Source organism: Cellulomonas sp. FA1, from assembly GCF_000986825.1.
Classification (GTDB): Bacteria; Actinomycetota; Actinomycetes; order Actinomycetales; family Cellulomonadaceae; genus Cellulomonas; species Cellulomonas iranensis.
The window spans coordinates 1,418,556-1,443,183 of the sequence record NZ_LBMY01000001.1 but is presented as its reverse complement, the minus strand read 5'-3'; the positions used below and the strand labels follow the sequence as shown (position 1 = coordinate 1,443,183).

The following is a 24,628-nucleotide window of genomic DNA, read 5'->3' as shown; positions in this document are numbered from 1 at the left end:
CGTCCGCGTGGTCGGCCGCGCCGGCACCGCAGGCGTCGGCGCCCCGGCCCGGCCCGGTCCCGGCGGGTCCGACGCCGTCGGCCCCCGCGGCGCCCGGTCCCGGAGCGTCGCCCGACGGTGCGCGCTCGCGCCGCTCGTACCGCGACTCGGCGCTCGACCCGACCGCCGCCCCGCGTGCGGCGACGCCTCCCGCGGCGGCACGTCCCGCCGCCCCGACCGCACGCTCGACCGCACCGGTGGCGCCGCGCCCGGCCGCCCCCGCGCCCCGCCCGGCGACCGGTGCGGGACCCGTGCCGGCGTCCGGCGGCGCCTGGGGTGCGGCGTCCGGTGCCGGGTCGACGGACGCCCGCGTCACGTCGCGACCGTCCGCACCGGTGCAGCCGCCCGCCGCGACGCGCCCCTGGGCGCAGCCCCCGGCGGCCTCGGCCCCGGGTGGTGCCCCGACGCCACGTCAGGCGTCCGAGGGTCCGGCCTGGGCCCGGGAGAGCGGCCCCGCGCCCGCCCCGACGTCCGGGGGCCCGAGCTGGGCGGCCGCGGCGGCCCCGTCGTCGGCCGCGTCGGCACGGCCGACGCCGTGGGGCGGCGGTGCTCCCGCGGCGGCTCCCCACGCGTCCCCCGTCCCCGCACCCGCACCCGGGCGGTCGTGGACCCCCGCGGCACCGGCCGAGGCGCCGCGGCCGGCGGCTGCCGAGGCAGCGGCTCCCGCGCTGAGCTCCTTCCAGACGGCCGCGCCGCAGCGCACCGACGCCGACGGGCGCGCGTGGCCCGCCGTCCAGGGTGCGGCCGACGCCGGGGGCACGACGTCCGGTGACGCGTGGCCGCGGCCGGCCGCGACCCCCACGCCCGCGGAGCGCGCGTCCGACGCACCCGCGGCCACGCCGTGGGGCTCGTCGCGCACCGCGTCGGCCGTCGCGCACGACGAGGACGAGGACCTCGACGAGGACGACGAGCCCACGACGCGCCGGCACCCCTACACGTGGCTGCACCTGCTGGTGCTCTCGCTCGTCGCGTTCGTGCTCGGCTTCCTCGCGATGCTGCTCTACATCCAGGCGAGCGGGAACGACGAGCCCGCCGCGGGCGCCGCCGTCCGCGTGGTCGACGGCGTCGTGGCGCACGACGGCTCCGGCCCTCTCTGACATCCCCCTCGCGTTCGGCGCCGCCCCGGCGACCGCGCGCACCGACACCACCCCGAGGAGCCCCGTGACCGCGAGCCCCCGTGCCGTCGAGCTGGCCCACGCGGCCGCCCGCGCGGCCTCCGACCTCAAGGCGCAGGAGATCATCGCGCTCGACGTGAGCGAGCAGCTCGTGCTCACCGACGTGTTCCTCATCGCGTCGGGGACGAACGAGCGCCAGGTCGGCGCGATCGTCGACGCCGTCGAGGAGGCGCTGCACACGATGGGCGCGAAGCCCGTGCGCCGCGAGGGCAAGTCCCAGGGGCGCTGGGTGCTCATCGACTTCGGCGACGTGGTCGTCCACGTGCAGCACGCCGAGGACCGCGTGTACTACGCCCTCGAGCGGCTGTGGAAGGACTGCCCGGTCATCGAGCTGCCGCCCGAGGCGCGCGGCGAGCAGGCCGACGCATGACCCAGCAGCACCTCCTGCTGTGGCGGCACGGCCGCACCGCGTACAACTCCGCCGCGCGCCTGCAGGGCCAGGTCGACATCCCGCTCGACGAGGTCGGCCACTGGCAGGCGCGCACGGCGGCGTCGCGGCTCGCGCAGCGGGCGCGCCCCGCGCGCGTCGTGTCGTCGGACCTCACGCGTGCGGTCGAGACGGCGACCTACCTCACGCGCGCGCTCGACCTGCCCCTCGAGACCGACCCGCGGCTGCGCGAGCGGTCGTTCGGCGAGTGGGAGGGCCTGACGGGCGCGGAGATCGACGCGCGCTGGCCGGGGGAGTTCGGCGTGTGGCGCGCGGGGGGCGACCCGACGGGCGTCGGCGCGGAGACGCGCGCGGACCTCGCGGCGCGGCTCACGGGCGCGGTCGCGGACCAGCTCGAGCGGACGCCGGACGGCGGCGGCCTGGTGGTCGTGTCGCACGGCGCGGCGATCGGTGCGCTCGTGGCGGCGCTGCTGGGGCAGGACCCCGCGTGGCGCGGGGTCGGCGGGCTGCACAACGCGCACTGGGTCGAGCTCGTGCGCTCGGGCCCGGGCGTCGACCCGGCCTGGCGCCTCCTGGGCTTCAACGTGGGCCCGACGGACGCGTCGTCCGACTGGAACGCGGGCCCCGACCCGGAGCCGGCGGGGGACGACGACGACGCGGTCCGCGACCCGGACTGACGTCACACCCGTCGCCCCGGCGCCCGATTCGCTTTCGACGCTCGGATCGTCGTAAACTCTCCGGGCGCCCCTCGGGGCGACGGGGTCCTCTCGGGGACCACGGGGCTGTGGCGCAGCTGGTAGCGCACCTGCATGGCATGCAGGGGGTCAGGGGTTCGAGTCCCCTCAGCTCCACCGGAACGAAGGCACCGTCCAGGGATCTGGACGGTGCCTTCGTCGTTCACGGTGCCGCCGTCGTTCGCGCGGCGCCGCGACGTCGACGACGTCGCACGCGGCACGCCCCTTGACCTCAACCTCTGTTGAGCACCGAGCGTGGGGGCATGAGCACCTCACCACCCCTGACCGACCGCCTGCCCGACACCCTGCTGCGCCACCTCACGCGCGTCACCGGCGACGAGAAGCACGACGCCGCCGCGCAGTCCACGCTCGACGTGCTGTGGGTCCTGCACGACCAGGTCCTGCGGCTCGACCCCTGGTCCGAGCGGGACCGGTTCCTGCTGTCGAAGGGGCACGGCCCGGCGTCGTACTACGCGGTGCTCGCGACGAAGGGCCTGATCCCCGCGTCGTGGCTCGACGACCTCGCGGGGCCCGGCTCGCCGCTGGGGCACCACCCGGACCGGCTGCTCGTGCCGCCCGTGGAGATCTCGTCGGGCTCGCTCGGGCACGGGCTGCCGATCGCGGTGGGCCTCGCGCGGGGCCTGGAGATCGCGGGTGCGCCCGGCCGGGTCGTCGTGCTGGTCGGGGACGCCGAGCTGGACGAGGGCAGCAACCACGAGGCGATCGCGGTCGCCGGCCGCTGGGGGCTCGGTCGCCTCGCGTGCGTCGTCGTCGACAACGACTCGGCGACGCTCGGCTGGCCCGGCGGGATCGTCACGCGGTTCCAGCACGAGGGGTGGACGGGGGCCGTCGTCGACACGGCCGACCACGACGCGCTGCGCGACTCGTTGCGCGTGCACGGCGACCGCCCGCACGTGACGGTCGTCCGCACCGCCAGGAAGGGGTCGTGATGCGCGCCCGGTTCTACGCCACGATGGCCGACCTGCTGCGCACGGACGAGCGGACGGCGCTCGTGCTGGCGGACATCGGCCCCCTCGGGCTCGTCGCGGGCGAGTCGGCCGACGAGCGCGTGCTCAACGTCGGGATCCGCGAGCAGACCATGGTCGGCGTCGCCGCGGGGCTCGCGCTCGCGGGTCTGCGCCCGTTCGTGCACAGCTACGCGCCGTTCCTCGTGGAGCGCCCGTACGAGCAGGTCAAGCTCGACCTGTCCCACCAGGACCTCGGGGCGGTGCTCGTGTCGATCGGCGCGAGCTTCGACGCCGCGAGCGAGGGGCGCACGCACCAGAGCCCGGCCGACGTGGCGCTGCTCAGCGCGCTGCCCGGCTGGCGGCTGCACACCCCGGGGCACCCCGACGAGGTCGAGACGCTGGTGCGTGCCGCGGCGCGTGCCGACGACCGGCAGTACGTCCGGCTGTCGTCGCAGGTGAACCCGCAGGCGTGGCCCGCCGACGGGGGGATCCACGTGGTCCGGCACGGGCGCGGGACGCTCGTGCTCGCGGTCGGGCCCGCGCTCGCGGCCGCGCAGCAGGCGGTCGAGGGGCTCGGCGTGACGCTCGCGTACACGGCCACGCCGTTCCCGCTCGACCGCGGCACGCTGCGCGCGCTCGCCGAGCACCACGTGCGGGTCGTGGTCGTCGAGCCGTACCTCGAGGGCACGACCGCCCCCGAGGTGGCCGCCGCGCTGCGGGGGCGGCGCGTCGAGGTCGAGCACGTCGGCGTGGGGCGCGAGGAGCGGCGGACGTACGGCACGCCGGCCGACCACGCGCGGCTGCACGGGCTCGACGCGGCGGGCGTCCGTGCGCGCGTGCTGGGGCACGGGGGTGCGGCCGCCTGACCACGGGCGGCCCGGAGGCGGGCGGGGCGCACGGCGTCCCGTCCGCCTCCGCGCGCGTGCGCCGTCGGGGTGGTCAGGCCGCCGCGCGCCACGTATGTTGATACGTATCAAGCCGCGCGCGCCCCCCGACGGGCCGGGAGGCTGCCCGTGGGCAGAGCGGCCCGCGCGCGATCGGGAGGACGACGATGCTGAAGGTCGGGATCATCGGCGCCGGAGGGATCTCCGGCGCCCACCTGCAGGGGTACGGCCGGTTCGGCCAGGACTGCGAGGTGGTCGCGCTCTGCGACGTCCAGCCGGAGCGGGCGCGGGCCCGGCGCGCCGAGTTCGGGCTCGACGGCGCCCGCGCCTACGACGACGCGCGCGCCATGCTCGCGGCCGAGGACCTCGACCTCGTCAGCGTCGCGACGCCGCCGGCGACCCACCGCGACCTCGCGGTCGCCGCGCTCGAGGCGGGCGTGCACGTGCTGGTCGAGAAGCCGATGTCGCCGTCGCTCGAGGACTGCGACGCCATGATCGCGGCCGCCGAGCGCGCGGGCCGGATCTGCTCCGTCGTCGCCCAGAACCGGTTCCGGGACGACATGGCGACCCTCAAGGCGGCGCTCGACTCGGGCCTGATCGGCACGGTCTCGCACGCGCGGGTGGACTCCGCCTGGTGGCGCGGCCGGGCGTACTACGACCTCGACTGGCGCGGCACCTGGGCGTCGGAGGGCGGCGGCTGCACGCTCAACCACGCGATCCACCACCTCGACCTCACGCTCTGGCTGCTGGGTCGCCCCCGAGCCGTGACGGCGGTCCTCACCAACGCGCAGCACGACAACGCCGAGGTCGAGGACCTCTCGGTCGCGGTCCTGGCCTACGAGCGCGCGCTGGCCACGGTCACCGCGTCCGTCGTCCACCACGGCGAGGAGCAGGGCATCGTCGTCCAGGGTGAGCGGGCGCGCGTGTCGCAGCCGTGGAAGGTCGTCGCCGACGTCGCCGCGCCCAACGGCTTCGGTGCCCCCGGCGGCGACCCGGAGCTGGTCGAGCGGCTCGAGGCGCTCGCGGCGGCGCTCCCCGCGCTGCCGCACCAGGGGCACACGGGCCAGATCGGCGACGTCCTCGCCGCCGTGCGCGACGGGCGCGCCCCGGCGATCGACGCGCAGGACGGCAGGAACGCCGTCGAGCTGGTCACGGCGATCTACGCCTCCGGCATCGAGCGCCGCACGGTGCCGCTGCCGATCACGCCCGACGACCCGTACTACCGCGCCGGCGCGCTCGTCGAGCGCGCGCCGCACTTCTACGAGAAGACCGGGTCCGTCGCGGGCCTGCCCGGCCAGATCCGGGTCGGCGGCGGCGCCGCGGACGCCCGGTGACCGGACGAGACCGAGGAGAGACCATGAGCACCGCCAACGGGGCCGCGTACGCCCCGGAGCCCGTGCCCGCGCCCGTCGTCGGGCCGGGGGAGTTCCCGTTCGCGGCCGTCGGCCTCGACCACGGCCACGTCTACGGCATGTGCGAGGGCGTGATCGGCGCGGGCGGCACCCTGACCTGGGTGTGGGACCCCGACCCCGTCAAGGTCGAGCGGTTCCGCGCGCGCTTCCCGCAGGCGCGCGCGGCGCGCTCCGAGGACGAGGTGCTGGGCGACCCCGCCGTGCGGCTCGTCGCCGGCGCCGCCGTGCCGTCCGCACGCTGCGCGCTGGGCCTGCGGGTCATCGCGGCGGGCAAGGACTACTTCACCGACAAGGCACCCCTCACGACGCTCGACCAGCTGGCCGCGGCGCGCGAGGCCACGGCGCGCACCGGGCTGAAGTACGCCGTCTACTACTCCGAGCGCATCCACGTCGAGGCGGCGGTGCTCGCCGGCCAGCTCGTCGAACGGGGCGCGATCGGGCGCGTCGTGCAGGTGCTCGCGCTCGGGCCGCACCGGCTCGGGTCCGGACGTCCCGACTGGTTCTTCGACCGTGAGCGGTACGGCGGGATCCTGTGCGACATCGGCAGCCACAACATGGAGCAGATGCTTCACTACACGGGCGCCTCCGGCGGCACCGTCGTGAACGCCTCGATCGCGAACTACGCGAACCCGCGCACGCCCGGGCTCGACGACTTCGGCGACGCGAACGTCGTGCTCGACAACGGCGCGACCGGGTACTGCCGCGTGGACTGGTTCACGCCCGACGGCCTGCGGACCTGGGGCGACGGGCGCACGCTGCTGCTGGGGACCGACGGCTACATCGAGCTGCGCAAGTTCGTGAACGTCGGCACGGACGAGGGCCCGGGCCACGTGTTCCTCGTCGACGGGACCTCCGAGCACCACCTCGTCACGCGCGGCGACGTCGGGTACCCGTTCTTCGGGCGGCTCATCCTCGACTGCCTCGAGCGGACCGAGGCCGCCATGACGCAGGAGCACGCGTTCGCGGCGGCCGAGCTGAGCATCCGCGCGCAGCTGGGCGCCCGCGACCTCACGCCCGGTCCCGGGCGCGGGACGTCCCGGCCCGGGGCGTGACGCGATGACGCCCGGGTCCGGGACGCCGGCCGCCCCGCTGGGGTTCGCGATCGTCGGCTGCGGCAACGTCGCGCGGACGCACGCGCGGGCGCTCGCGGGCCTCGCGGCGCTCGGCGGCGCGACCGCGGCGCGCCTCGTCGCGTGCGTCGACGTCGTCGAGAGCCGCGCGCGGACCCTCGCCGACGAGCACGGGGCGCAGGCGCGGTCGTGGGGCGACGTGCTCGCGGACCCCGCGGTCGAGGCCGTCAGCGTCTGCACGCCCAGCGGCGGGCACGCCGCGCTCGCCGTGCAGGCGGTCGCCGCCGGCAAGCACGTGGTCGTCGAGAAGCCGGTCGACGTCACGCTCGCCGCGGCGCGGCGCCTCGCCGCCGCGGCCCGCCGGTACGGACGGACCGTCGCGGTGGTCAGCCAGCACCGCTTCGACGACGCCACCACGCACGTCGAGCACCTCGTCGCGACGGGCGCGCTCGGCGTGCCCGTGCTCGTCGACGCGCGCGTGCCCTGGTGGCGCGACCCGGCCTACTACGCGGCGGACGCGTGGCGCGGCACGGTCGACGGCGACGGCGGCGGCGCGCTCGTCAACCAGGCGATCCACACGGTCGACCTCATGCTCGCCACCGCCGGGCCCGTCGCGCGGGTCCAGGCGGCGGCGGCCACGCGGCTGCACGACATCGAGGTCGAGGACGTCGTGTGCGCGACCCTGACGTTCACCAGCGGCGCGCTCGGCACGCTCGCGGCGTCGACCGCCGTCGCCCCGGGGTTCCCGGCGCGCCTCGCGCTGCACGGCACGGCCGGGTCGGTCGTCGTCGAGGGCGACCGCGTGGTGGTCGACGCGCGGCTCGGCGAGGTCCCGAGCCCGCGGGCCGAGGTGACCGCGGACGCGCTGGCCGTGGCGGGGACCGGCAGCCGCACGGCCGAGCACGAGGTGGCGGGCGGCTGGGGCGTCGCGCACGAGCGGCAGCTCGCCGACGTGGTCCGTGCCGTGCGCGAGGGGCGACCCCCGCGCGTCGGCGTGGAGGACGGGATCCGCGCGCTGGAGGTCGTCGACGCGGTCTACCGCTCGGCGCGGTCCGGGTCGCCCGTCGACCTGACGTGACCTGACCCGGCCCGACCCCGGGGGCAGCCCGTGCGGGTGGCCGCCGACGGCGGGCCCGGGCCGCGCGTCGTCCGCACTAGGGTGGCGGCAGCGGGGACGCGTGGTCCTGCGCGGGCCGCCGGGTGCGGGCCGGTCGGTGTCCGGGAGGTGACGGGGCGTGACGCGGCAGCCGACCAGCCGGGACGTCGCGCGGCTCGCGGGCGTCGCGCAGGCGACCGTGTCGCACGTCCTCACGGGGCGGGTCAACGTCGCGCCCGCGACGCGGGCGCGGGTGCTGCAGGCGATCGACGAGCTCGGGTACCGCCCCAACCTCGCCGCGCGGTCCATGCGCACGCGCCGGACCGGTCGGCTCGCGGTCGTCCTGGGCGTCGTCATGTACCGGGCGACCGACGTCCTGTCGGGTGCGGGTGCCGCCGCGCGGGACGCGGGCTACGTGCTGGAGGTGCACGACGCCGGACCGTCCGTGGCGTCCTGCACGGAACGCGTGGTCGAGCTCGCGCGCTCCGGGAGCTTCGAGGGCGTGGCCGTGTACGCCCCCGTGGAGGCCGACGCCGTCGCCGACGGCGCGCTCCCGTGCCCGGTGGTCGTGTCCGACGAGTTCGACGCGCGCACGCGCCCCGCGGGCTCGTTCACCGACGCGTCGGCGGTGCGCACCCTCGTCGAGCGCCTGGCCGCCGCGGGCTACCGGCGGTTCCTGCACGTCGGCGGGCCCGGTGACCACGCGGCCGCGCGGTCGCGGTGCCGTGCCTACCTCGAGGCCGTCGACGCGCTCGGGCTGGAGTCGCTCGGCGCGGTCGAGGGCGACTGGGGCGGGCGCGCCGGGTACGCCGCCGTCCGTGACGTGCCGGCGTCCGTCCGGCCGCTCGCCCTCGTCGCGGCCAACGACCTGCTGGCGGCCGGGGCGGTGCGTGCGGCCCGGGAGCGGGGCTGGGCGGTGCCGGGCGACCTGGGCGTGAGCGGGTGGGACGACATGGACATGGGGCGCTTCATGACCCCGTCGCTCACCACGGTGGCCGTGGACCGCGTCGGGATCGGCCGACGGGGCCTGCGGCGGCTGGTCGCCGAGATCGACGGGGCCGAGCCGGACCGGTCGGACGTCGGCGTGATGACGGTGGTCTGGCGCGAGTCCACGGGGGACGCCACGGCGTCGTGACCCGACGACGTGCGGTCGGGCGTGACCGTCGTGCCCGGTGCCGGGCGTCGCAGACCCGGACGTCAGCGCAGGTCACCGCGGCGTGCGCCCCCCGGACGCCCGCGCGCCGGGCGGGCGGCGGACCCTGGGCCCCCCACCACGGCACCGAGCCGCTGCGGGCCCGTCCCGTCGGCGCCCAGCACGTCCTCGGGGTTGAGCAGGTCGCACGAGCGCATCGCGAGGCACCCGCAGCCGATGCACCCGACGAGCTCCTTCTCGAGCCGCACGATCGCCTCGCGACGCTGCTCGAGCCGGACCTTCCACACGCGGGACACCCGCTGCCAGTCGGCGCGCGTCGGCTCGTGGTTCATCGGCAGGTCGCGGAACGCCTCGGCGACCTCGCCCAGCGGGATGCCGAGCCGCTTGGCGACCAGCACCAGCGAGATCCGCCGCAGCATGTGCCGCGGGTAGCGCCGCTGGTTCCCGGCCGTGCGCGACGACGCGATGAGCCCCTCGCGCTCGTAGAAGTGCAGGGCCGAGGGGGCGAGGCCGGTGCGCGCGCCGACCTCGCCCACCGTGAGCAGGTCGTCGGACCGCACAGCGTCTCCCGTCGTGGACGTCGAGCCGACCCTAGACCTCAACCACGGTCGAGGTTCAAGCCTCGCCGTCAGACGTCGCGGCGCGCGGACGCGCAGCCCGCGGCCAGGACGGCCGCCGCGACCCACGCGACGAGCACGAGACCCCCGCCGACCGGACCGAGCACCGGGTCGCGGCCCGGCAGGTACAGCAGCGACCCCGCGCGGTCGGGCAGCCAGCGCGCGTGCTCGGTGACCGTCGCCAGCAGCGGCGAGACGACCATCAGGAGCGTGAGCGTCGCGCCAAGCGCACCGACGAGGGAACGCGTGAGCACCGTCAGCGCGTGCGCGAGGAGGCCGACGAGCACGAGCGCCACGAGGGCCCCGAGCAGCGGGCGGACGCCGGACCTCGCGCCGGGGACGCCGTCGCCCGGCCCCCACGCCGCGGCAGCCGTGAGCGCGGCGGCGAGCCCCGCGCACGCGGTCAGCGCGGACGTCGCCGCGACGGCCAGCGACTGCGCCGCCAGGTGGCGCCACCGGGCGGGCGTGACCGTCAGGGTCGTGGCGATCTGGCGTCCGGCGTGCTCCGTGCCCGCCGCGAGGACGCCGACGAGCACCGTCGCGACCTGGAGGTACGGGACCGTGGCCAGCGCGAGGTCGCCCGCCGAGGTCCGCGCGGCGGCGGCCGCCGCGTACGCCGCCGCGAGCGCGGCCGCCACGACGGGCGTGCCGAGGACCACCCCCACGACCGCGGGCAGGCTCCGCAGCTTGACGAGCTCGGCGGCCACGACGCGGGCGAGCGGCCCGCTCACGCGTCGCGCCGCCTGAGCACGAGACCCGCGACCACGAGGGCGCCGACCGCCCACGCCGCCATGACCAGACCGCCGGCGAGCGGCGTGAGCGCGACACCGCCCGGCGGCTCCCAGTCACGCGCGAACAGCGGGATCCCGGCCGCGTCGGGCAGGAACCGGGCCAGCGGCGTGAGGCGCCCGACGAGCAGCGAGAACGAGACCGTCGAGCTGTTGACGACCAGCACCACGAGGGGCACGACACCGCTGCGCGTGACGACCGTGACCGCGAGCGCGAGGAGGGCGGTGAGGGTCCAGTAGACGGCGGTGCCCACCGTGCGCGCGACGGCGTCGTGCGGTGCGCCCACGTCCGGGACGTCACCGACGAGCGCGTGTGCGACCGTGAGGCACGCGGGCACCGTCACGGCGGCCGTGCCCAGCACGAGCGCGCTGACGGCGAGCGCCTTCGCGACGAGCACGCGCCACCGTGACGACGTCGTCGTGAGCGTCGTGGTGATCTGCCGCCCACCCCCGGCCTCGGTGCCGTTCGGCGTGTACTCGCTGCTCATCGCGACGACGCCCAGGACCACGGCGCCCACCGTGCCGAGCGGGACGGCCGAGAACGCCGCCTCGACGGCCGACGTGTAGCCCAGGGCGGCGCTCTCGCCGGCCGCGACGGCGTCGCGCACGCCCGCGGCGTTGAGGACCGTGACACCCAGCGAGCCCAGCGTCGCGACCGCGACCGCGACCCACGCCGCCGGCAGCGCCGCGAGCTTGCCGATCTCGGCCCTCAGCGTGCGCACCCCGCTCACCGGGCCGCCCCCGTGCCCGTCGTCAGCGCGAAGAACGCGTCCTCGAGCGACGCGTGCCCGGCGGTGACGTCGGCGAGAGGCCCCGCCGCGACGACCCGTCCGCCGGCGAGCAGCACGACGTCGTCCGCGACGCCGGCCACCTCACCCATGAGGTGGCTCGACAGCAGCACCGTGCCACCGGCGTCCGCGTGCCCGCGCAGCAGCCCGCGGATCCACCGGATGCCCTCCGGGTCCAGACCGTTGACGGGCTCGTCGAGCACCAGCGCGCGCGGCTCGCCCAGGAGCGCGGTCGCCAGGCCGAGCCGCTGCCCCATGCCGAGCGAGAACCGTCCGACGCGCGTGCGGCCCGCGCTCGCGAGGCCCACCTGCTCGAGCACCTCGTCGACGCGGCGCTGCGGGACGCCGGCCGCGCGCGCCACCCACGACAGGTGGTTGCGTGCCGTGCGCGAGCGGTGCGCACCGGGCCCGTCGAGCATCGACCCGACCGTGCGCAGCGGGTCGCGCAACGCCCGGTACGGCCGCCCGTCGACCAGTGCCGTGCCCGCCGTCGCGCGGTCGAGCCCGAGCAGGATCCGCAGGGTCGAGGACTTGCCGGCGCCGTTCGGCCCGAGGAACGCGGTGACACGCCCGGGCAGCGCCTGGAACGTGACGTCGTGGAGCACCTGGTGCGGTCCGCGCCGCTTGCCGAGACCCGTGATCGAGAGCATGCCGCCATGTCACCAGCCGGCCCGGCGCCGCGGATCGGGCCCCGGACCGGTCCCACGCGGAGGCGGCACGACCCCGGTCCCTCGGACCCTGGTCCGATCCGCACGCACGTCCGGGTCCCTACGCTGCCGCACATGGACACCGACCGGCCGATCTGGCGCTCCCGGGCCTGGACCGCGGTGGCTGCCGCGGTCGGGGTCGTGGTGCTCGTGTTCGCGACCGTCGGGGTGGAGGGACCCGGGGCGGTCTGGGTCGCCTGGACCCTCGCGGTCGCGGTCGTCGGGGGTGCGACCGTCTCGGCGTCCCTGCGGCTGCGTGACGAGCGGCGGCGTTACGAGGACGAGCTCGCCGGGTGGGCGGCCGAGCGCGCCGCGCAGGCCGAGCGGCTGCGGATCGCGCGGGACCTGCACGACCTCGCGTCGCACGGCCTGGGGCTCATCACGCTGCGGGCCGCCGCAGCGCGCAGCGTCCCGGGCGAGGCCGGCGCGGTCGAGCGGGAGCGTGCGCTCGCGGACATCGAGCACGCCTCGCGGCAGACCACCGACGAGCTGCGACGCATGCTCACGGTGCTGCGCTCGCCCGGTCCCGCGCCGTTGCGCCCGGCGGACACGCTCGCCGACCTCCCCGAGGTCGTCGAGGCCGCCGCCGCGGGCGTGGCCGCCCCGACGCTCGAGGTCGACCTGGACCGTCTCGGCGACGTCGCGCCGCTCGCTGAGCTCACGGTGTGCGCCGTCGTCCGCGAGGCGCTCCAGAACACGGTCCGGCACGCCGGGCCGACCGCCGTCTCCGTCGTGGTGCGTCGCGAGGCTGACGACCTCGTCGCGGACGTGCACGACGCGGGCCCCGAGGTCGGCTGGGAGCCGCGACCCGGTGCCGGTCACGGGCTCGCGGGTCTGCGGGAGCGGGTCGCCGCCGCGGGCGGCTCGTTGACCGCGGGGCCGCACGGCGACGGCTGGGCGGTGCGTGCGCGGGTGCCCGCCGGGGGTGCGGCGTGACCGGCACGGCGGTCGAGGGCGTCGCGCACGACGACTCGCCCGGGCACGACGGCGTCGCGGTGCCGGACGTCCGTGTGCTCGTCGTCGACGACCAGCCGCTGCTGCGCCACAGCCTGCGTGTCCTCGTCGGCGGCGCGCCGGGCACGGTCGTCGTCGGCGAGGCCGCGACCGGCTCCGAGGCCGTCGCCCGGGCGCACGCGCTCGTGCCCGACGTCGTGCTCATGGACATCCGCATGCCGGGCGGCGACGGCATCGAGGCGACGCGTCGCATCACGACCTCGCCCGCGCTCGCGGGCACGCGCGTGCTCGTGCTGAGCATGTTCGAGCTCGACGAGTACGTGTACGGCGCGCTGCGCGCGGGCGCGAGCGGGTTCCTGCTCAAGGATGCGCACCCCGAGCAGCTGCTCGACGCCGTGCGGCGCACGCACGCGGGCGACGCGCTGTTCGCTCCCGCGATCCTCGCGCGGCTCGTGGAGCACTACGTCGAGCGTCCGGCGGCCCGGCCCGCGCGCAGCCTCGCCGCGCTGACGCCGCGCGAGACGGAGGTGCTCGCGCTCGTCGCGCGCGGGCTGTCGAACGACGAGGTCGCCGCCGCGCTGGTGATCTCGGTCAAGACCGTGAAGACGCACGTCGGCAGCCTGCTGGCGAAGCTGCACGCGCGCGACCGCGCCCAGCTCGTCATCGCGGCCTACGAGTCGGGGCTCGTCGGGGTGGCGTGACCGCGCGGTGGTCGCGGGTCGCGGTGGCCGCACGTGCCGGTCGGCGACCCGCCTCGGCCCGTGTGGGTGCCGGGCGCTAGCGTCGCGTCACCGACGGGAGAGGTGGGGCGCGTGGTCGAGGACGGTGCGGCAGGAGCGGTCGAGGACCGGCACGTGCCGGGCGGTGCCGCCGCGGTCGCGACGGTGGTGCTCCCGGGCGACGGCGCCGTGCTCGTGGACGTCACGGGGCCCGCCGACGCCGTCACAGGTGTCGCCGCGACCCCCGGCACGCCGTTCCACCTGTGCTCCGTGGCCAAGACGGTGGCCGCGGTCGTCGTGCTGCGCCTCGCGGCGCGCGGCGTGCTCGGCCTGCACGACGACGTGCGCGCGCTCGTCCCCGTCGAGGTGCCGGGGGAGACCGGGCCGACGCCCTGGCAGCTGCTGGCCCACCGCGGCGGCGTGGTCGACCCCCCGGGGTCGTTCGAGCCGACCGACGGACCCGCCGCGTCGACGTGCGACGTCGTCGAGGGGCGGACCGACGTGTATCCCGGCCCGGTGCGGGTCACCCGTGAGCCCGGCTCGACGTTCTCGTACTCCGACGCCGGGTACTGCCTCGTCGAGCGCGCGGTCGAGGTCGCGACCGGTGAGTCCTTCGCGGACGTGGCGCACCGCGAGGTCGTCGCCCCGCTCGGGCTCACGGCGACGGGCTACTGGGGCGGCGAGGCGACCGTCGCGGGACCGCGACGTGCCGTGGTCGAGCTGTTCGCGCGCGCGGCGGCGAGCGGCCACCACGCCGACGGCACGCGCGTGGCGGGCGGGCGCGCGCACTACGCGGGCCTCGCGGCCTCGAGCCTGTGGTCGTCGCCCGCCGACGTCGCCGTGCTGCTGGCCGATCTCGGGCGTGCGCTCGCGGGTGACGACGGCGTCCTGCTCGACCGGGCTCAGGGCGCTGCGCTGCGGCACGACCCCGACGGCGTGTCCGCGGGACCGGGGACGTTCCTGCTGGGCACGGACGCCCACCCCTGCGTCATGACCCAGGGGTGGGGTCGGGGCTTCCAGGGGCAGGTGCGCTGGTACCCCCGCTCGCGCGGTGCGGCAGCGGTGCTGGTCAACTGCGAGCCGGGCGTCGCGCAGACCGGCTCGGTGGTGGGGCGGCGCCTCGTGGCGCTCGCCGCGGCGCACGGCTGGGCGTGACACCCCGGTGCCGCATGCGTCCGGGTCGCCGTGCTGTCGCGCCGCCGTCAGCGCAGGTCGCGCGACGACATCACGCGGTCCACGGCGAGGCGCAGCACGACGCGCTCGACGCCCGCGCGCGGCGGGCGGTACCGCTCGGCGTACCGGCGCAGGGCCTCGTCGAGCTCGCCGGGGTCGTCGGTGACGGTCACGGTGCCCTCGAGCGTGAGCCAGCGCCGGCCGTCGACCTGGCACAGCGCCGCGCGCGCGGGGCCGCCCCGGCCGTCCCCGCGGCGCGCGTTCGCGGCCTTGACGGTCGCGGGCCCGGTCGTGGTCCGTGCGACGCCCGCCGCCGCGTCCCACGTGAACGCCACGGGCACGACGTGCGGCGTGCCGTCGGCGCGCGGGGTCGTGAGCGTCGCGAGGTGGCGTTCGGTGACGAACGCCAGCTGGGGTGCGGTGAGGGCGTGCACCGCCCGAGCGTACGGCGGACCGACCGGTGGGTCCCCTCGACCCCGGCGGCCGCCCGCGCGGGATCCGCGGCCCGGGTGAAGCGCCATCACGGGGTCGCGCGGGCCTCCAGCACGTGCAGGTCGCGCAGCGCGTAGCGCAGGTGCTCCCACTCCTCCTCGAGGATCGTGTGCAGGCACGCGAGCACGGTCTCGGGGTGGTCGGGCGCCCAGGGGTTGCGGCGGACGCCCGTGAGGTCGTCGGCGGTGACCGTCGCGAGGTGCTCGCGGACGAGTCGCTGACGGTCCGCGCGGGCCGCCAGCACGTCGGCGTACGGCGGGGTGCCCGGGTCGAAGACCGCGGGGTCGTGGCCGTCGGCGGCGTACTCGACGTTCGGCTGGCCGATCGGGTGGTACGGATCGTCGACCTCCAGGACGGCACGCCGCAGCCACGTGTCGGTGGCCATGACGAGGTGGCGCAGCGTCTGCGCGAACGACCACTCGCCGTCCACCGCGAGGTCGACGGACCCGGGCGGCAGCGCCGCGGCGCGCGCGAGCGCGGCGGCCCACGCGGCCTCGACCGTGGCCCACGCCTCGCGGAGCCCGTCCGGCGTGCCGGCGGAGCGCAGCGCCCGGCCCGGGAAGCGGCGGTCGAGCTCGGCGTCGACGTACGGCGCGACGTCGACGCCGTTGACGAGCAGCCGGGTCCGGCCGTCGAGCAGCCACGGCGCGTCGATGTCCGCGCCGCCGATCTGCACGCCGCGCATGACGGCGCCGCTGAGGTCGCTGCGCACGAACCGTGCGCCGCGCAGGTCGCGGTCGACGAACGACTCGACGTGCCGGTGGGCGTCCCCCGTGGCCTCGGTCATGCTGCCGACTCTGGCACGGCCGCGTGCTGCTGTCCTGCCCGCGTCGCCGTCCTGCCCCGCGTGGCCGTCCTGCCCGCGTCGCCGTCCTGCCGGCGTCGCTCGGGACGCCGCGTCCGTCGGGCGGGAGCCGGCCGGGCTCAGCCGGCCGTGTCCCCGTCGAGCGGGGGCGTCAGCCGCCCCTCGGGGTCGAGGCGGCCGAGGAGCGCGCGCGTGATCGTCTCGAGCTCGGCGACCTGTGCGGGCGTGAGCGCGTCGACGACGAGCTCGCGTGCGGTCCGCACGTGGCCGGGAGCGGTCGCGACGACCAGGTCCCAGCCGGCGGGCGTCAGGTGGGCGTTGGTGGCGCGGCGGTCGTCCGCGCAGGGGGCGCGCCGTACGAGGCCGCGGTCCTCGAGCCTCTTGACGACGTGCGACAGGCGGGGGAGCGTGGCGTTGGTGCGCTGCGCGAGCGCCGACATCCGCAGCACGTGGTCGGGTGCCTCCGAGAGCATCGCGAGCACCTGGTACTCGAAGTGCGTGAGGGTCGCGTCCCGCTGGAGCTGGGAGTCGAGCTGCGCGGGCAGGAGCTCGGCGACGGCGACGAGGCCGAGCCACGCGCGCAGCTCGGCGGGGGAGAGCCAGGGGGTCGACGTGGTCACGGCGGCGATCCTACCGGAAAGTTGACGCGACAACTACCGACGTCTACGTTGGTTGCACCAACAAGTTTTCTGGAGGTCGACATGAGCACGGTCACGGTCATCGGCGCGGGCAGCATGGGTGCGGCGATAGCGGGCCTCGCGGCCCGGGCGGGCACGCAGGTCCAGGTGCTGGCGCGCGACGCCGCGCAGGCCGCGCAGACCGCTCCGGCGGGCGCGGCGAGCGGCGCCCTCGGCGACGCGGTCACGGGCGACGTCGTCGTCCTGGCGCTGCCCTACCCCGCCGTGGGCGAGGTGCTCGCCACCTACCGCGACCAGCTCGCGGGGCGCGTCGTCGTCGACATCACCAACCCGCTCGACTTCACGACGTTCGACTCGCTCGTCGTGCCCGCGGGCTCGTCCGCGGCGGCGGAGATCGCCGCGCAGCTGCCCGGCGCCCACGTCCTCAAGGCGTTCAACACGACGTTCGCCGCGACGCTCGCGACCGGCACCGTCGGCGACGTGCCGACGACCGTGCTCGTCGCGGGCGACGACGCCGACGCCAAGGCCGCGTTCACGCAGGCCTTCGGCGGTGCCGTGCGCGTCGTCGACGCGGGTGCGCTCGCGCGGGCCCACGAGCTCGAGGCGCTCGGGTTCCTGCAGCTCACGCTCGCCGTCCGCGAGACCATCGGCTGGACCGGCGGGTTCGCGCTGGTCTGACCGGCCGCTCAGCCGCGGTGGTCGAGCCGCCGGACGGGCACGCCCAGGATCGTCGTCTCGGGCGGTGCGAGCGTGTCCAGCCCGTCGGGCACCGGCGGGAAGCCGCCGGTCGGCACCGCACCGACCCACACGCGCCACGTCCCGTCGACGTGGTGCACCGCACCGGGTGCGACCAGCGTCGCGTCGCCCGCCGCCGCGAGCTGCGCGGCGAGCGGCGCGGTCGCACCCGGGGGCACGAAGCCCACGATGACGTTGCGCCACACCAGGACCAGCCGACCGTCCGCGCCGCCCTCGACGCGCAGCCGCGCCGGGACCACCGCGGGGGCGGGGCGGTCGCCGAGGCCCAGCGCCTCCAGGATCGAGCGCTGCATCGCCGGGGCCTCGGCAGCGCTGAAGCCGTCCTCGACGTGCGCCGGCACCTCGGGCCGGCGGCGGAACAGGGCCACGCGCCCAGCATGCCACGTGGCCTCCGGCGCGCGTCCACGGCCGGAGCGCGCCCAGGTCGTGGCGCCCACCCGTCGGTCGCGACGGGCGCGAGTGGTGGGACGTCCCTTACCTTTGCCCCGTGAACGAACCGCAGATCGGGTCGGACGTCCCTCGCGGCGTCGTCAGCCACGAGGTACCGGAGCCGCTGCGCAACGACGTGCGCCTGCTGGGCGAGCTGCTGGGTCGCGTGCTGCGCGAGGCCGGCGGCGAGGACCTGCTCGCCGACGTCGAGCGCCTCCGCGAGCTCACCATCGCGTCGCACGGCGAGCCCGGGGGTGACGCCCTCGGCGCCGCCGAGGCGCTCGTCGCCGGCTTCACGCGCGAACGCGCCGAGCAGGTGGCGCGCGCCTTCACGTGCTACTTCCACCTCGCGAACCTCGCCGAGGAGTACCACCGCGTGCGGGTGCTGCGCGACCGCGAGTCGCGTCTCGCGCCGCACGAGCTCGCGCCCGACGACTCGCTGCCCGCCGCCTACCAGCAGCTCGCGGCCGAGATCGGCGAGGACGCGGCGCGCGAGCGCCTGCGCGGCCTCGAGTTCCGCCCGGTCTTCACGGCCCACCCGACCGAGGCGCGCCGGCGCGCCGTCGCCGGGTCGATCCGCCGCATCGCCGAGCTCGTCGCCGAGCGCGACACGCTGCACGTCGGCGGCACGTCGCTCGTCGAGAACGAGCGGCGCCTGCTGGCCGAGATCGACACGCTGTGGCGCACGTCGCCGCTGCGCGCGGCCAAGCCGACCGTCCTCGACGAGGTCGCGACCGTGCTGTCGATCTTCGACTCGACCCTCGCGGACGTGCTGCCGACCGTCTACCGCCGCCTCGATGACTGGCTGCTCGCAGGCGACGCCGGCACCACCGCGCCCGTCGTCGCGCCGTTCGCGCGGCTCGGCTCGTGGATCGGCGGCGACCGCGACGGCAACCCCAACGTCACCGCCGAGGTCACGCGCGCCGCCGCCGTGCTCGCCTCCGAGCACGCGCTCGACGCGCTCCTCGCCTCCGCGCGGCGCACCGCCGCGGCGCTCACGCTCGACGGCGTCGGCACCCCGGCGTCGCCCGAGCTCAGCGCCCTGTGGCAGCGGCAGCGGTCGCTCGCCGAGCAGATCGCCGCCAAGGCCGCCGACGACGCCCCCAACGAGCCGCACCGTCGCGCGCTGCTCGTCGTGATCGAGCGGATCGCCGCGACCCGCCGCCGCGACGCGGACCTCGCGTACGCGAACGCCGCCGAGCTCGAGGCCGACCTGCGCGTCGTGCAGTCCTCGCTCGAGGCCGCGGGCGCGCGTCGCGCCGCGTACGGCGACCTGCAGCGCCTGGTGTGGCAGGTGCAGACCTTCGGGTTCCACCTCGCCGAGCTCGAGGTGCGCCAGCACTCCCAGGTGCACGCGGCCGCGCTCGCGGACATCGAGGCCAACGGCGTCGACGGCGAGCTCGCCCCCATGACCGTCGAGGTGCTCGACACGTTCCGGGCGCTCGGCACCGTGCAGCGCCGCTTCGGCGTCGCGGCCGCGCGCCGCTACATCGTGTCGTTCACGCAGTCGCCCGAGCACCTCGCGGCCGTGTACCGGCTCGCCGAGCTCGCGTTCGGCGGCGCCGAGCACGCGCCCGTCATCGACGCGATCCCGCTGTTCGAGACGTTCGCGGACCTCGAGAACAGCGTCGACATCCTCGAGGCGTCGCTGCAGCACCCGCGCGTGCAGGAGCGCCTGGCCGCCAACGGGCGCCGCGTCGAGGTCATGCTCGGGTACTCCGACTCGTCCAAGGACGTCGGACCGGTGTCCGCCACGCTCGCGCTCGACGACGCGCAGCGCCGCATCGCCCGCTGGGCGCGCGAGCACGACATCGTCCTCACGCTCTTCCACGGGCGCGGCGGCGCGCTCGGGCGCGGCGGCGGCCCCGCCAACCGCGCCGTCCTCGCGCAGCCCCCGGGCTCCGTCGACGGTCGCTTCAAGCTCACCGAGCAGGGCGAGGTCATCTTCGCCCGGTACGGCGACGCCGACATCGCGACGCGGCACATCGAGCAGGTCACGGCGGCGACCCTCCTCGCCGACGCGCCCAGCGTCGTGCGGCGCAACGACGACGCCGCCGAGCGGTTCGCCGACCTCGCCAAGCGCCTCGACGTCGCGTCGCGCGAGCGGTTCCACGGCCTCGTGCGCGCCGACGGGTTCCCGTCGTGGTTCGCGCAGGTCACGCCGCTCGAGGAGGTCGGCCTCCTGCCGATCGGCTCGCGCCCCGCGCGCCGCGGCCTCTCGGTCTCCTCGCTCGACGACCTGCGGGCGATCCCGTGGGTGTTCTCGTGGTCGCAGGCGCGCATCAACCTGGCCGGCTGGTACGGCCTGGGCACCGCGCTCGAGTCGGTCGGCGACCTCGCCGAGCTGCGCACCGCGTACGCCGAGTGGCCGCTGTTCGCGACCATCATCGACAACGTCGAGATGTCGCTCGCCAAGACCGACGAGCGCATCGCCGCGCGCTACCTGGCGCTGGGCGACCGCGACGACCTCGCGCAGATGATCCTCGACGAGATGCGGCTCACGCGCCGGTGGGTGCTCGCGATCACGGGCAGCACGGGCGTGCTGTCGAACCGGCGCATCCTGGGGCGCGCCGTCCAGCTGCGCAGCCCCTACGTCGACGCGCTGTCGCTGCTGCAGCTGCGCGCGCTGCGCGGCCTGCGCACGGGCGACGACGCCGAGTCGGTCGACGACCTGCGGCGCCTGCTGCTGCTGAGCGTCAACGGCGTGGCCGCGGGTCTGCAGAACACGGGCTGACCGGGGCCGACCCGGGCCGACGCCCCGTCCCGCACGTGCGGGGCGGGGCGTCGTGCGTGCCGCCGTGCCGCCCGCAGGGTGCCGAGGGCGCCGGTCCGCTCGTCCTGCCGGCGCGGAACGCGGGCGACGCCCGGGGCGTCGCGACGGCTCAGCGGGGCACGGACAGCACGGCGGGCACGGCGGCGCCGGCCGCGAGCAGGTCGAGCACGAGACGCTCGTGGGGGACGACGGGGTCGGGCAGCGCCGCGAGCGGGTACCAGCCCATCGCCGCGGCGCGGTCGGCCTCGCGCAGGGCCGGGTCGCCGCGCCAGCGCGTGACCTGGAAGAAGACGTCGACGCGCTGCTCGACCTGCGGGCCGCCGCGCTCGAACCGGTGCAGCGCCGTCAACGGCTCGAGGTCCGCGGGGTCGACGACGACGCCGGCCTCCTCGGCGGCCTCGCGCACCGCCGCCTCGTGCACGGACTCGCCCGGGTCGACGTGGCCGGCGACCGTGGCCCACCAGCCGTCCATGTACCCCGTGCCGGCACGCAGCTGCAGCAGCACCTCGTCACCCGTCGGGCCCGGGCGGCGCAGCACCACGTAGGCCGCCGCGACGAGCAGGCTGCGACCGTCCACGTGGTCGTCCTCGGGGTAGCTGTCGGCGGCGGGTCCGGGTGCGGCGGGCATGCGGGGAGTCTGGCACGGCGGGCGGGCGGTCGGGCCCGGGTGGCGCGGTGCTCAGGCGGTCGCCGCGGGGTCCGTGTGGAGCAGCTCCCACACGTGGCCGTCGGGGTCGGACACGGCCCGGGCGTACACCGGGCCGTCGTCCTGCACGTCCCGCACCTCGGTGCCGCCGTGCGCGAGCGCGGCCTGCGCGAGCGCGTCGACGTCGCAGCGGTCGGCGGCGGTCAGGCAGAGCAGCACCTGCGTCGTGGCGTGCGCGTCGGCGATCGGCCGCGGCGCGACGTCGGCGAACCGCGCGTGGTCCAGCAGCATGACGCAGATCGTGCCGGACACGACCACGCAGACCACGTGCTCGTCGCTGAGCATCTCGTTCACGCTCATGCCGAGGCCGGCGTAGAACGCGCGGGCCGCGGCCAGGTCGCGCACGGGCAGGGTGACGACGATCATGCGGTCCACGGCGGTGCTCCCTGGCAGGTGGGTGGGGCGTCGCCGGTACCGACCGGCGCGCCTCGTCCGGGTCGTCGGGGTGTGCGATGTCGGTGGCGCGGTCTACCGTCTCAGGTGTGACGACGACCACACCTGGCACTCCGCCCGGCGCCGTGACCGGCTCGCTCCCGGGCGCCGCGCCCGACGGTGCCGCGGGTCGGGCCGAGCCCGTCCCGACCGACCTCTCGGCCGACGAGTTCGCGCAGCGGCTCGCGCCGCTGCGGCGCGAGATCCTCGCGCACTGCTACCGCATGACCGGTTCGGTGCACGACGCCGAGGACATGCTCCAGGAGACGTACCTGCGGGCGTGGCGCGCGATGCGCGGCTTCGAGAACCGCTCGTCGCTGCGGACGTGGATGTTCCGCATCGCGACCAACGCGTGCCTCACGCACCTGGACGGTCGGCGTCGTCGCCCGCTGCCCACCGGCATCGGCGCGCCCGCGGCCGACCCGCGCGACCAGCCGCGCGAGGACCACGCCACGCCGTGGCTCGAGCCGCTGCCCGACGACCTGGTGTGGTCGCGACCGCCGCGGGACCCGGCCGAGGTCACGGTCGACCGCGACACGGTCCGGCTCGCGTTCGTCGCAGCGCTCCAGCACCTGACGGCGCAGCAGCGCGCGGTCCTGCTGCTGCGGGACGTGCTCGCGTGGTCCGCGGCCGAGGTCGCCGACGCGCTCGACCTGTCCGTCGCGGCCGTCAACTCGACCCTGCAGCGGGCCCGCGCGCACATGGCCGGCGTGCAGCACGTCACGCCGCTCGAGCCGACGGACCCCCGGCACAAGGAGCTGCTCGAGCGGTACGTCGAGGCGTTCGAGGCGTACGACGTCGCGGCGATCGTCGACCTGCTCGCGGCCGACGTGGTCTGGGAGATGCCGCCGTACCCGGGCTGGTACGCGGGGCCGCGCGCGGTGGGCGAGCTCATCGCCACGTGGTGCCCCGCGCAGGGGCCGGGGGACATGCGCATGGTCCCGACGAGCGCCAACGGGCTCCCGGCCTTCGCGCTGTACATGCGCGACCCGGACGGCGTGCACCGCGCGTTCCAGGTGCAGCAGGTGACGGTCGGTGCGGACGGCGTGCGGCACGTCACGGTGTGGTTCGGGGCTGCGCTGTTCGCGAGGTTCGGGCTGCCGGTCGAGCTCGCCTGACGGACGCCGTCCCGGGACGCCGGCCCGGGACGACGAACGCGGGCCCACGCCGGTTCTCGCGGACGAGAAGCGGCGTGGACCCGCGTTCGAGGAGCGGGGACGGGGCCCCGGGACGTCAGGCCGTGGTGGATGCGGTGCTGCGGCCGCGACCACGCCCGCCGCGGCGACGGCGGCGCTGACCACCCGCACCGTCGGCCGGGCGCTGCTGGTCGCCCGCCCGGTGCTGCTCGGCCGACGGACCGGCCGACCGACCGGCCGCCGGGGCGGCGGCCGTCGCGGGACCCGCCGGGCGGCTCGCGCTGCGCGCGCCGGTCCGGCGGCGCTGACCGTCGTCGGTCCGGCCGGCCGTGGCCGGTGCGTCGACACGGTCGCGCTGCCCGCCCGCCGGGGCGCGGCCGGTGCGTGCCGCGTCCGCGGGGCGTCCCGCGGCGCGGTCGTCACGCCGCGCGCCGTCGCGGCCGCGGCCGCCCTCGGCCCGGCCACCCTCGGCGCGGCCGCCGGAGCCGCGGGCCGTGCGGGACCGGTCGCCGCGCGCGGCGTCGCCCGACCCGGGCGCCCGGACGGGGGTCGCGGCGGCGGGCGCGAGCGGTGCGCTGCCGGCCGCGGGGGCGACCGAGCCGGGCGCGTCCGCGAGCTGCCGCACGAGCGCGTCGTCGGCGCGCACCGCCACCGGGGTCACCGCGATGCCGGCCGCGCGCGTCATGGCCCGCACGTCGGCGCGCTGCTCGGGCAGCTGGAGCGTGAGCACGGTGCCCGCGGCGCCCGCGCGCGCCGTGCGGCCCGAGCGGTGCAGGTACGCCTTGTGCTCGGCGGGCGGGTCGACGTGCACGACCAGCTCGACCTCGTCGACGTGGATGCCGCGCGCGGCGATGTCGGTCGCCACGAGCACGCGGGCCTCGCCCGACGCGAACGCCGCGAGGTTGCGCTCGCGCGCACCCTGGCCGAGGTTGCCGTGCAGGTCGACCGCGGGGATGCCCGCCTGGTTGAGCTGCTTGGCGAGCTTCTTGGCGTGGTGCTTGGTGCGCATGAACAGCACGCGGCGGCCGCGGCCGGCCGCGAGCGCGTGCACGACGTCGCGCTTGACCGCGACGTCGGCGACCTCGAGCACGTGGTGCGTGCTCGCGACCGCGGTCTGCGCGGCCGGGTCGACCGCGTGCTCGACGGGCGACGTGAGGTACCGGTCGACCAGGGTGCCGACGCCGTTGTCGAGCGTCGCGGAGAACAGCAGGCGCTGACCGCGGGTCGGCGTGCGGTCCAGCAGGCGACGCACGACGGGCAGGAAGCCGAGGTCGGCCATGTGGTCGGCCTCGTCGAGGACCGTGATCTCGATGCCGTCGAGCGTCACGAGGTTCTGCCGGAGCAGGTCCTCGAGGCGGCCGGGGCACGCGACGAGCACGTCGACGCCGCGGTCGAGCGCCGTCACCTGGCGGGACTGCGCGACGCCGCCGAACACGGTCGTCGTGCGCAGGCCGGCCGCGGCGGCCAGCGGCGCGAACGTCGCGTCGATCTGCGTCGCGAGCTCGCGGGTCGGGCACAGCACGAGCGCCCGCGGGCGGCGGGCGCGGCGGGGCGTGCCCGACGCGGCCAGGCGCGCCACGACGGGCAGCGCGAACGCCAGGGTCTTGCCCGAGCCGGTGCGGCCGCGGCCGAGGACGTCCTTGCCGCGCAGCGTGTCGGGCAGCGTGGCGGTCTGGATGGGGAACGGGGAGGTGATCTGCTGGGCGGCGAGCGCGCGGGCCAGCACCTCGGGCACGCCGAGGTCGGTGAAGGTCGTCACAGGATGGTGCCTCTCAGGCCGGGATCGGCCGGTGGGG

At 77.1% G+C, this 24,628-nt stretch carries 26 protein-coding genes and 1 tRNA gene; 16 read left to right on the top strand and 11 right to left on the bottom strand.

The window, feature by feature from the left end; all coding sequences use genetic code 11:
* Positions 1-374: 374 nt before the first annotated feature.
* The 10 genes from GY42_RS18955 (at position 375) to GY42_RS06400 (ending at position 8,901) form a co-directional block, all read left to right on the top strand.
* On the top strand, positions 375-1,136 hold the full coding sequence (locus GY42_RS18955) for a hypothetical protein (protein WP_152667229.1): 762 nt from the start codon (positions 375-377) through the stop codon (positions 1,134-1,136).
* A 64-nt stretch (positions 1,137-1,200) separates the two neighbouring features.
* Positions 1,201-1,584, top strand: coding sequence for a ribosome silencing factor (gene rsfS / locus GY42_RS06440; RefSeq protein ID WP_046528704.1), 384 nt, complete (start codon positions 1,201-1,203; stop codon positions 1,582-1,584).
* Positions 1,581-2,279, top strand: a complete 699-nt coding sequence (locus GY42_RS06435) for a histidine phosphatase family protein (RefSeq protein ID WP_046528703.1) — start codon at positions 1,581-1,583, stop codon at positions 2,277-2,279. Before rsfS ends, GY42_RS06435 begins: the two co-directional genes overlap by 4 nt.
* 101 nt (positions 2,280-2,380) lie before the next feature.
* Positions 2,381-2,453: transfer RNA gene (locus GY42_RS06430), tRNA-Ala, on the top strand.
* 146 nt (positions 2,454-2,599) lie between these two features.
* The gene (locus tag GY42_RS06425) at positions 2,600-3,286 is read left to right on the top strand and encodes a transketolase (protein ID WP_046528702.1); all 687 of its coding nucleotides are present in this window, start codon (positions 2,600-2,602) and stop codon (positions 3,284-3,286) included.
* A complete protein-coding gene (locus GY42_RS06420; protein ID WP_046530635.1) occupies positions 3,286-4,170 on the top strand; it encodes a transketolase family protein in 885 nt (294 codons plus the stop codon). The genes GY42_RS06425 and GY42_RS06420 overlap by 1 nt, the downstream gene beginning before the upstream one ends.
* 185 nt (positions 4,171-4,355) lie before the next feature.
* Positions 4,356-5,522, top strand: a complete 1,167-nt coding sequence (locus GY42_RS06415) for a Gfo/Idh/MocA family protein (protein ID WP_046528701.1) — start codon at positions 4,356-4,358, stop codon at positions 5,520-5,522.
* A 23-nt stretch (positions 5,523-5,545) separates the two neighbouring features.
* Positions 5,546-6,652, top strand: a complete 1,107-nt coding sequence (locus GY42_RS06410; protein ID WP_046528700.1) for a Gfo/Idh/MocA family protein — start codon at positions 5,546-5,548, stop codon at positions 6,650-6,652.
* Positions 6,653-6,656: 4 nt separating this feature from the next.
* A complete protein-coding gene (locus tag GY42_RS06405) occupies positions 6,657-7,748 on the top strand; it encodes a Gfo/Idh/MocA family protein (protein ID WP_046528699.1) in 1,092 nt (363 codons plus the stop codon).
* 157 nt (positions 7,749-7,905) lie between these two features.
* Positions 7,906-8,901 (top strand): LacI family DNA-binding transcriptional regulator, encoded by a 996-nt coding sequence (locus GY42_RS06400; protein ID WP_046528698.1) that lies wholly within the window; start codon positions 7,906-7,908, stop codon positions 8,899-8,901.
* Between the two features lie 62 nt (positions 8,902-8,963).
* On the opposite strand, the gene soxR is transcribed toward GY42_RS06400, so the two are convergent.
* The 4 genes from soxR to GY42_RS06380 form a co-directional block, all read right to left on the bottom strand.
* Positions 8,964-9,479: a redox-sensitive transcriptional activator SoxR gene (soxR, locus tag GY42_RS06395; RefSeq protein ID WP_152667228.1), complete on the bottom strand. Its 516-nt coding sequence runs from the start codon at positions 9,477-9,479 to the stop codon at positions 8,964-8,966.
* A 68-nt stretch (positions 9,480-9,547) separates the two neighbouring features.
* On the bottom strand, positions 9,548-10,267 hold the full coding sequence (locus GY42_RS06390) for a hypothetical protein (protein WP_052748241.1): 720 nt from the start codon (positions 10,265-10,267) through the stop codon (positions 9,548-9,550).
* Positions 10,264-11,046, bottom strand: a complete 783-nt coding sequence (locus GY42_RS06385) for a hypothetical protein (protein ID WP_046530633.1) — start codon at positions 11,044-11,046, stop codon at positions 10,264-10,266. The genes GY42_RS06390 and GY42_RS06385 overlap by 4 nt, the downstream gene beginning before the upstream one ends.
* A 5-nt stretch (positions 11,047-11,051) precedes the next feature.
* Positions 11,052-11,762 (bottom strand): ABC transporter ATP-binding protein, encoded by a 711-nt coding sequence (locus GY42_RS06380; protein WP_046528696.1) that lies wholly within the window; start codon positions 11,760-11,762, stop codon positions 11,052-11,054.
* A gap of 132 nt (positions 11,763-11,894) precedes the next feature.
* Between GY42_RS06380 and GY42_RS06375 the strand changes: the two genes are divergently transcribed.
* The 3 genes from GY42_RS06375 (at position 11,895) to GY42_RS06365 (ending at position 14,647) form a co-directional block, all read left to right on the top strand.
* Complete coding sequence (locus GY42_RS06375) at positions 11,895-12,755, top strand: sensor histidine kinase (RefSeq protein WP_052748239.1); 861 nt, start codon at positions 11,895-11,897, stop codon at positions 12,753-12,755.
* A complete protein-coding gene (locus tag GY42_RS06370) occupies positions 12,752-13,474 on the top strand; it encodes a response regulator (RefSeq protein WP_175578557.1) in 723 nt (240 codons plus the stop codon). Before GY42_RS06375 ends, GY42_RS06370 begins: the two co-directional genes overlap by 4 nt.
* A gap of 111 nt (positions 13,475-13,585) precedes the next feature.
* Positions 13,586-14,647, top strand: a complete 1,062-nt coding sequence (locus tag GY42_RS06365; RefSeq protein ID WP_046528695.1) for a serine hydrolase domain-containing protein — start codon at positions 13,586-13,588, stop codon at positions 14,645-14,647.
* A gap of 47 nt (positions 14,648-14,694) precedes the next feature.
* Here the strand turns inward: GY42_RS06365 and GY42_RS06360 are convergent, their stop codons facing one another.
* The 3 genes from GY42_RS06360 to GY42_RS06350 all read right to left on the bottom strand — a co-directional run bounded on the left by GY42_RS06360 (position 14,695) and on the right by GY42_RS06350 (position 16,582).
* Positions 14,695-15,099, bottom strand: a complete 405-nt coding sequence (locus GY42_RS06360) for a pyridoxamine 5'-phosphate oxidase family protein (protein WP_046528694.1) — start codon at positions 15,097-15,099, stop codon at positions 14,695-14,697.
* 86 nt (positions 15,100-15,185) lie between these two features.
* Entirely contained in the window at positions 15,186-15,944 is a 759-nt protein-coding gene (locus GY42_RS06355) for a DinB family protein (RefSeq protein ID WP_046528693.1), read from the bottom strand.
* A gap of 137 nt (positions 15,945-16,081) precedes the next feature.
* On the bottom strand, positions 16,082-16,582 hold the full coding sequence (locus tag GY42_RS06350) for a MarR family winged helix-turn-helix transcriptional regulator (RefSeq protein WP_046528692.1): 501 nt from the start codon (positions 16,580-16,582) through the stop codon (positions 16,082-16,084).
* 81 nt (positions 16,583-16,663) lie between these two features.
* On the opposite strand from GY42_RS06350, the gene GY42_RS06345 reads away from it, so the two are divergent.
* Positions 16,664-17,278 (top strand): NADPH-dependent F420 reductase, encoded by a 615-nt coding sequence (locus GY42_RS06345; protein WP_046528691.1) that lies wholly within the window; start codon positions 16,664-16,666, stop codon positions 17,276-17,278.
* An 8-nt stretch (positions 17,279-17,286) separates the two neighbouring features.
* Here the strand turns inward: GY42_RS06345 and GY42_RS06340 are convergent, their stop codons facing one another.
* Positions 17,287-17,724: a hypothetical protein gene (locus GY42_RS06340; RefSeq protein ID WP_236686730.1), complete on the bottom strand. Its 438-nt coding sequence runs from the start codon at positions 17,722-17,724 to the stop codon at positions 17,287-17,289.
* Between the two features lie 119 nt (positions 17,725-17,843).
* On the opposite strand from GY42_RS06340, the gene GY42_RS06335 reads away from it, so the two are divergent.
* Complete coding sequence (locus tag GY42_RS06335) at positions 17,844-20,519, top strand: phosphoenolpyruvate carboxylase (protein WP_046528690.1); 2,676 nt, start codon at positions 17,844-17,846, stop codon at positions 20,517-20,519.
* 148 nt (positions 20,520-20,667) lie between these two features.
* On the opposite strand, the gene GY42_RS06330 is transcribed toward GY42_RS06335, so the two are convergent.
* Positions 20,668-21,186 (bottom strand): NUDIX domain-containing protein, encoded by a 519-nt coding sequence (locus tag GY42_RS06330; protein WP_046528689.1) that lies wholly within the window; start codon positions 21,184-21,186, stop codon positions 20,668-20,670.
* A 51-nt stretch (positions 21,187-21,237) separates the two neighbouring features.
* Positions 21,238-21,630: a VOC family protein gene (locus GY42_RS06325; protein WP_046528688.1), complete on the bottom strand. Its 393-nt coding sequence runs from the start codon at positions 21,628-21,630 to the stop codon at positions 21,238-21,240.
* A 116-nt stretch (positions 21,631-21,746) separates the two neighbouring features.
* Here GY42_RS06325 and GY42_RS06320 point away from each other — a divergent pair, with 116 nt between their 5' ends.
* Positions 21,747-22,814, top strand: a complete 1,068-nt coding sequence (locus tag GY42_RS06320) for a sigma-70 family RNA polymerase sigma factor (RefSeq protein ID WP_233421264.1) — start codon at positions 21,747-21,749, stop codon at positions 22,812-22,814.
* A 115-nt stretch (positions 22,815-22,929) separates the two neighbouring features.
* On the opposite strand, the gene GY42_RS06315 is transcribed toward GY42_RS06320, so the two are convergent.
* A complete protein-coding gene (locus GY42_RS06315; protein ID WP_046528687.1) occupies positions 22,930-24,591 on the bottom strand; it encodes a DEAD/DEAH box helicase in 1,662 nt (553 codons plus the stop codon).
* Between the last annotated feature and the right edge of the window lie 37 nt (positions 24,592-24,628).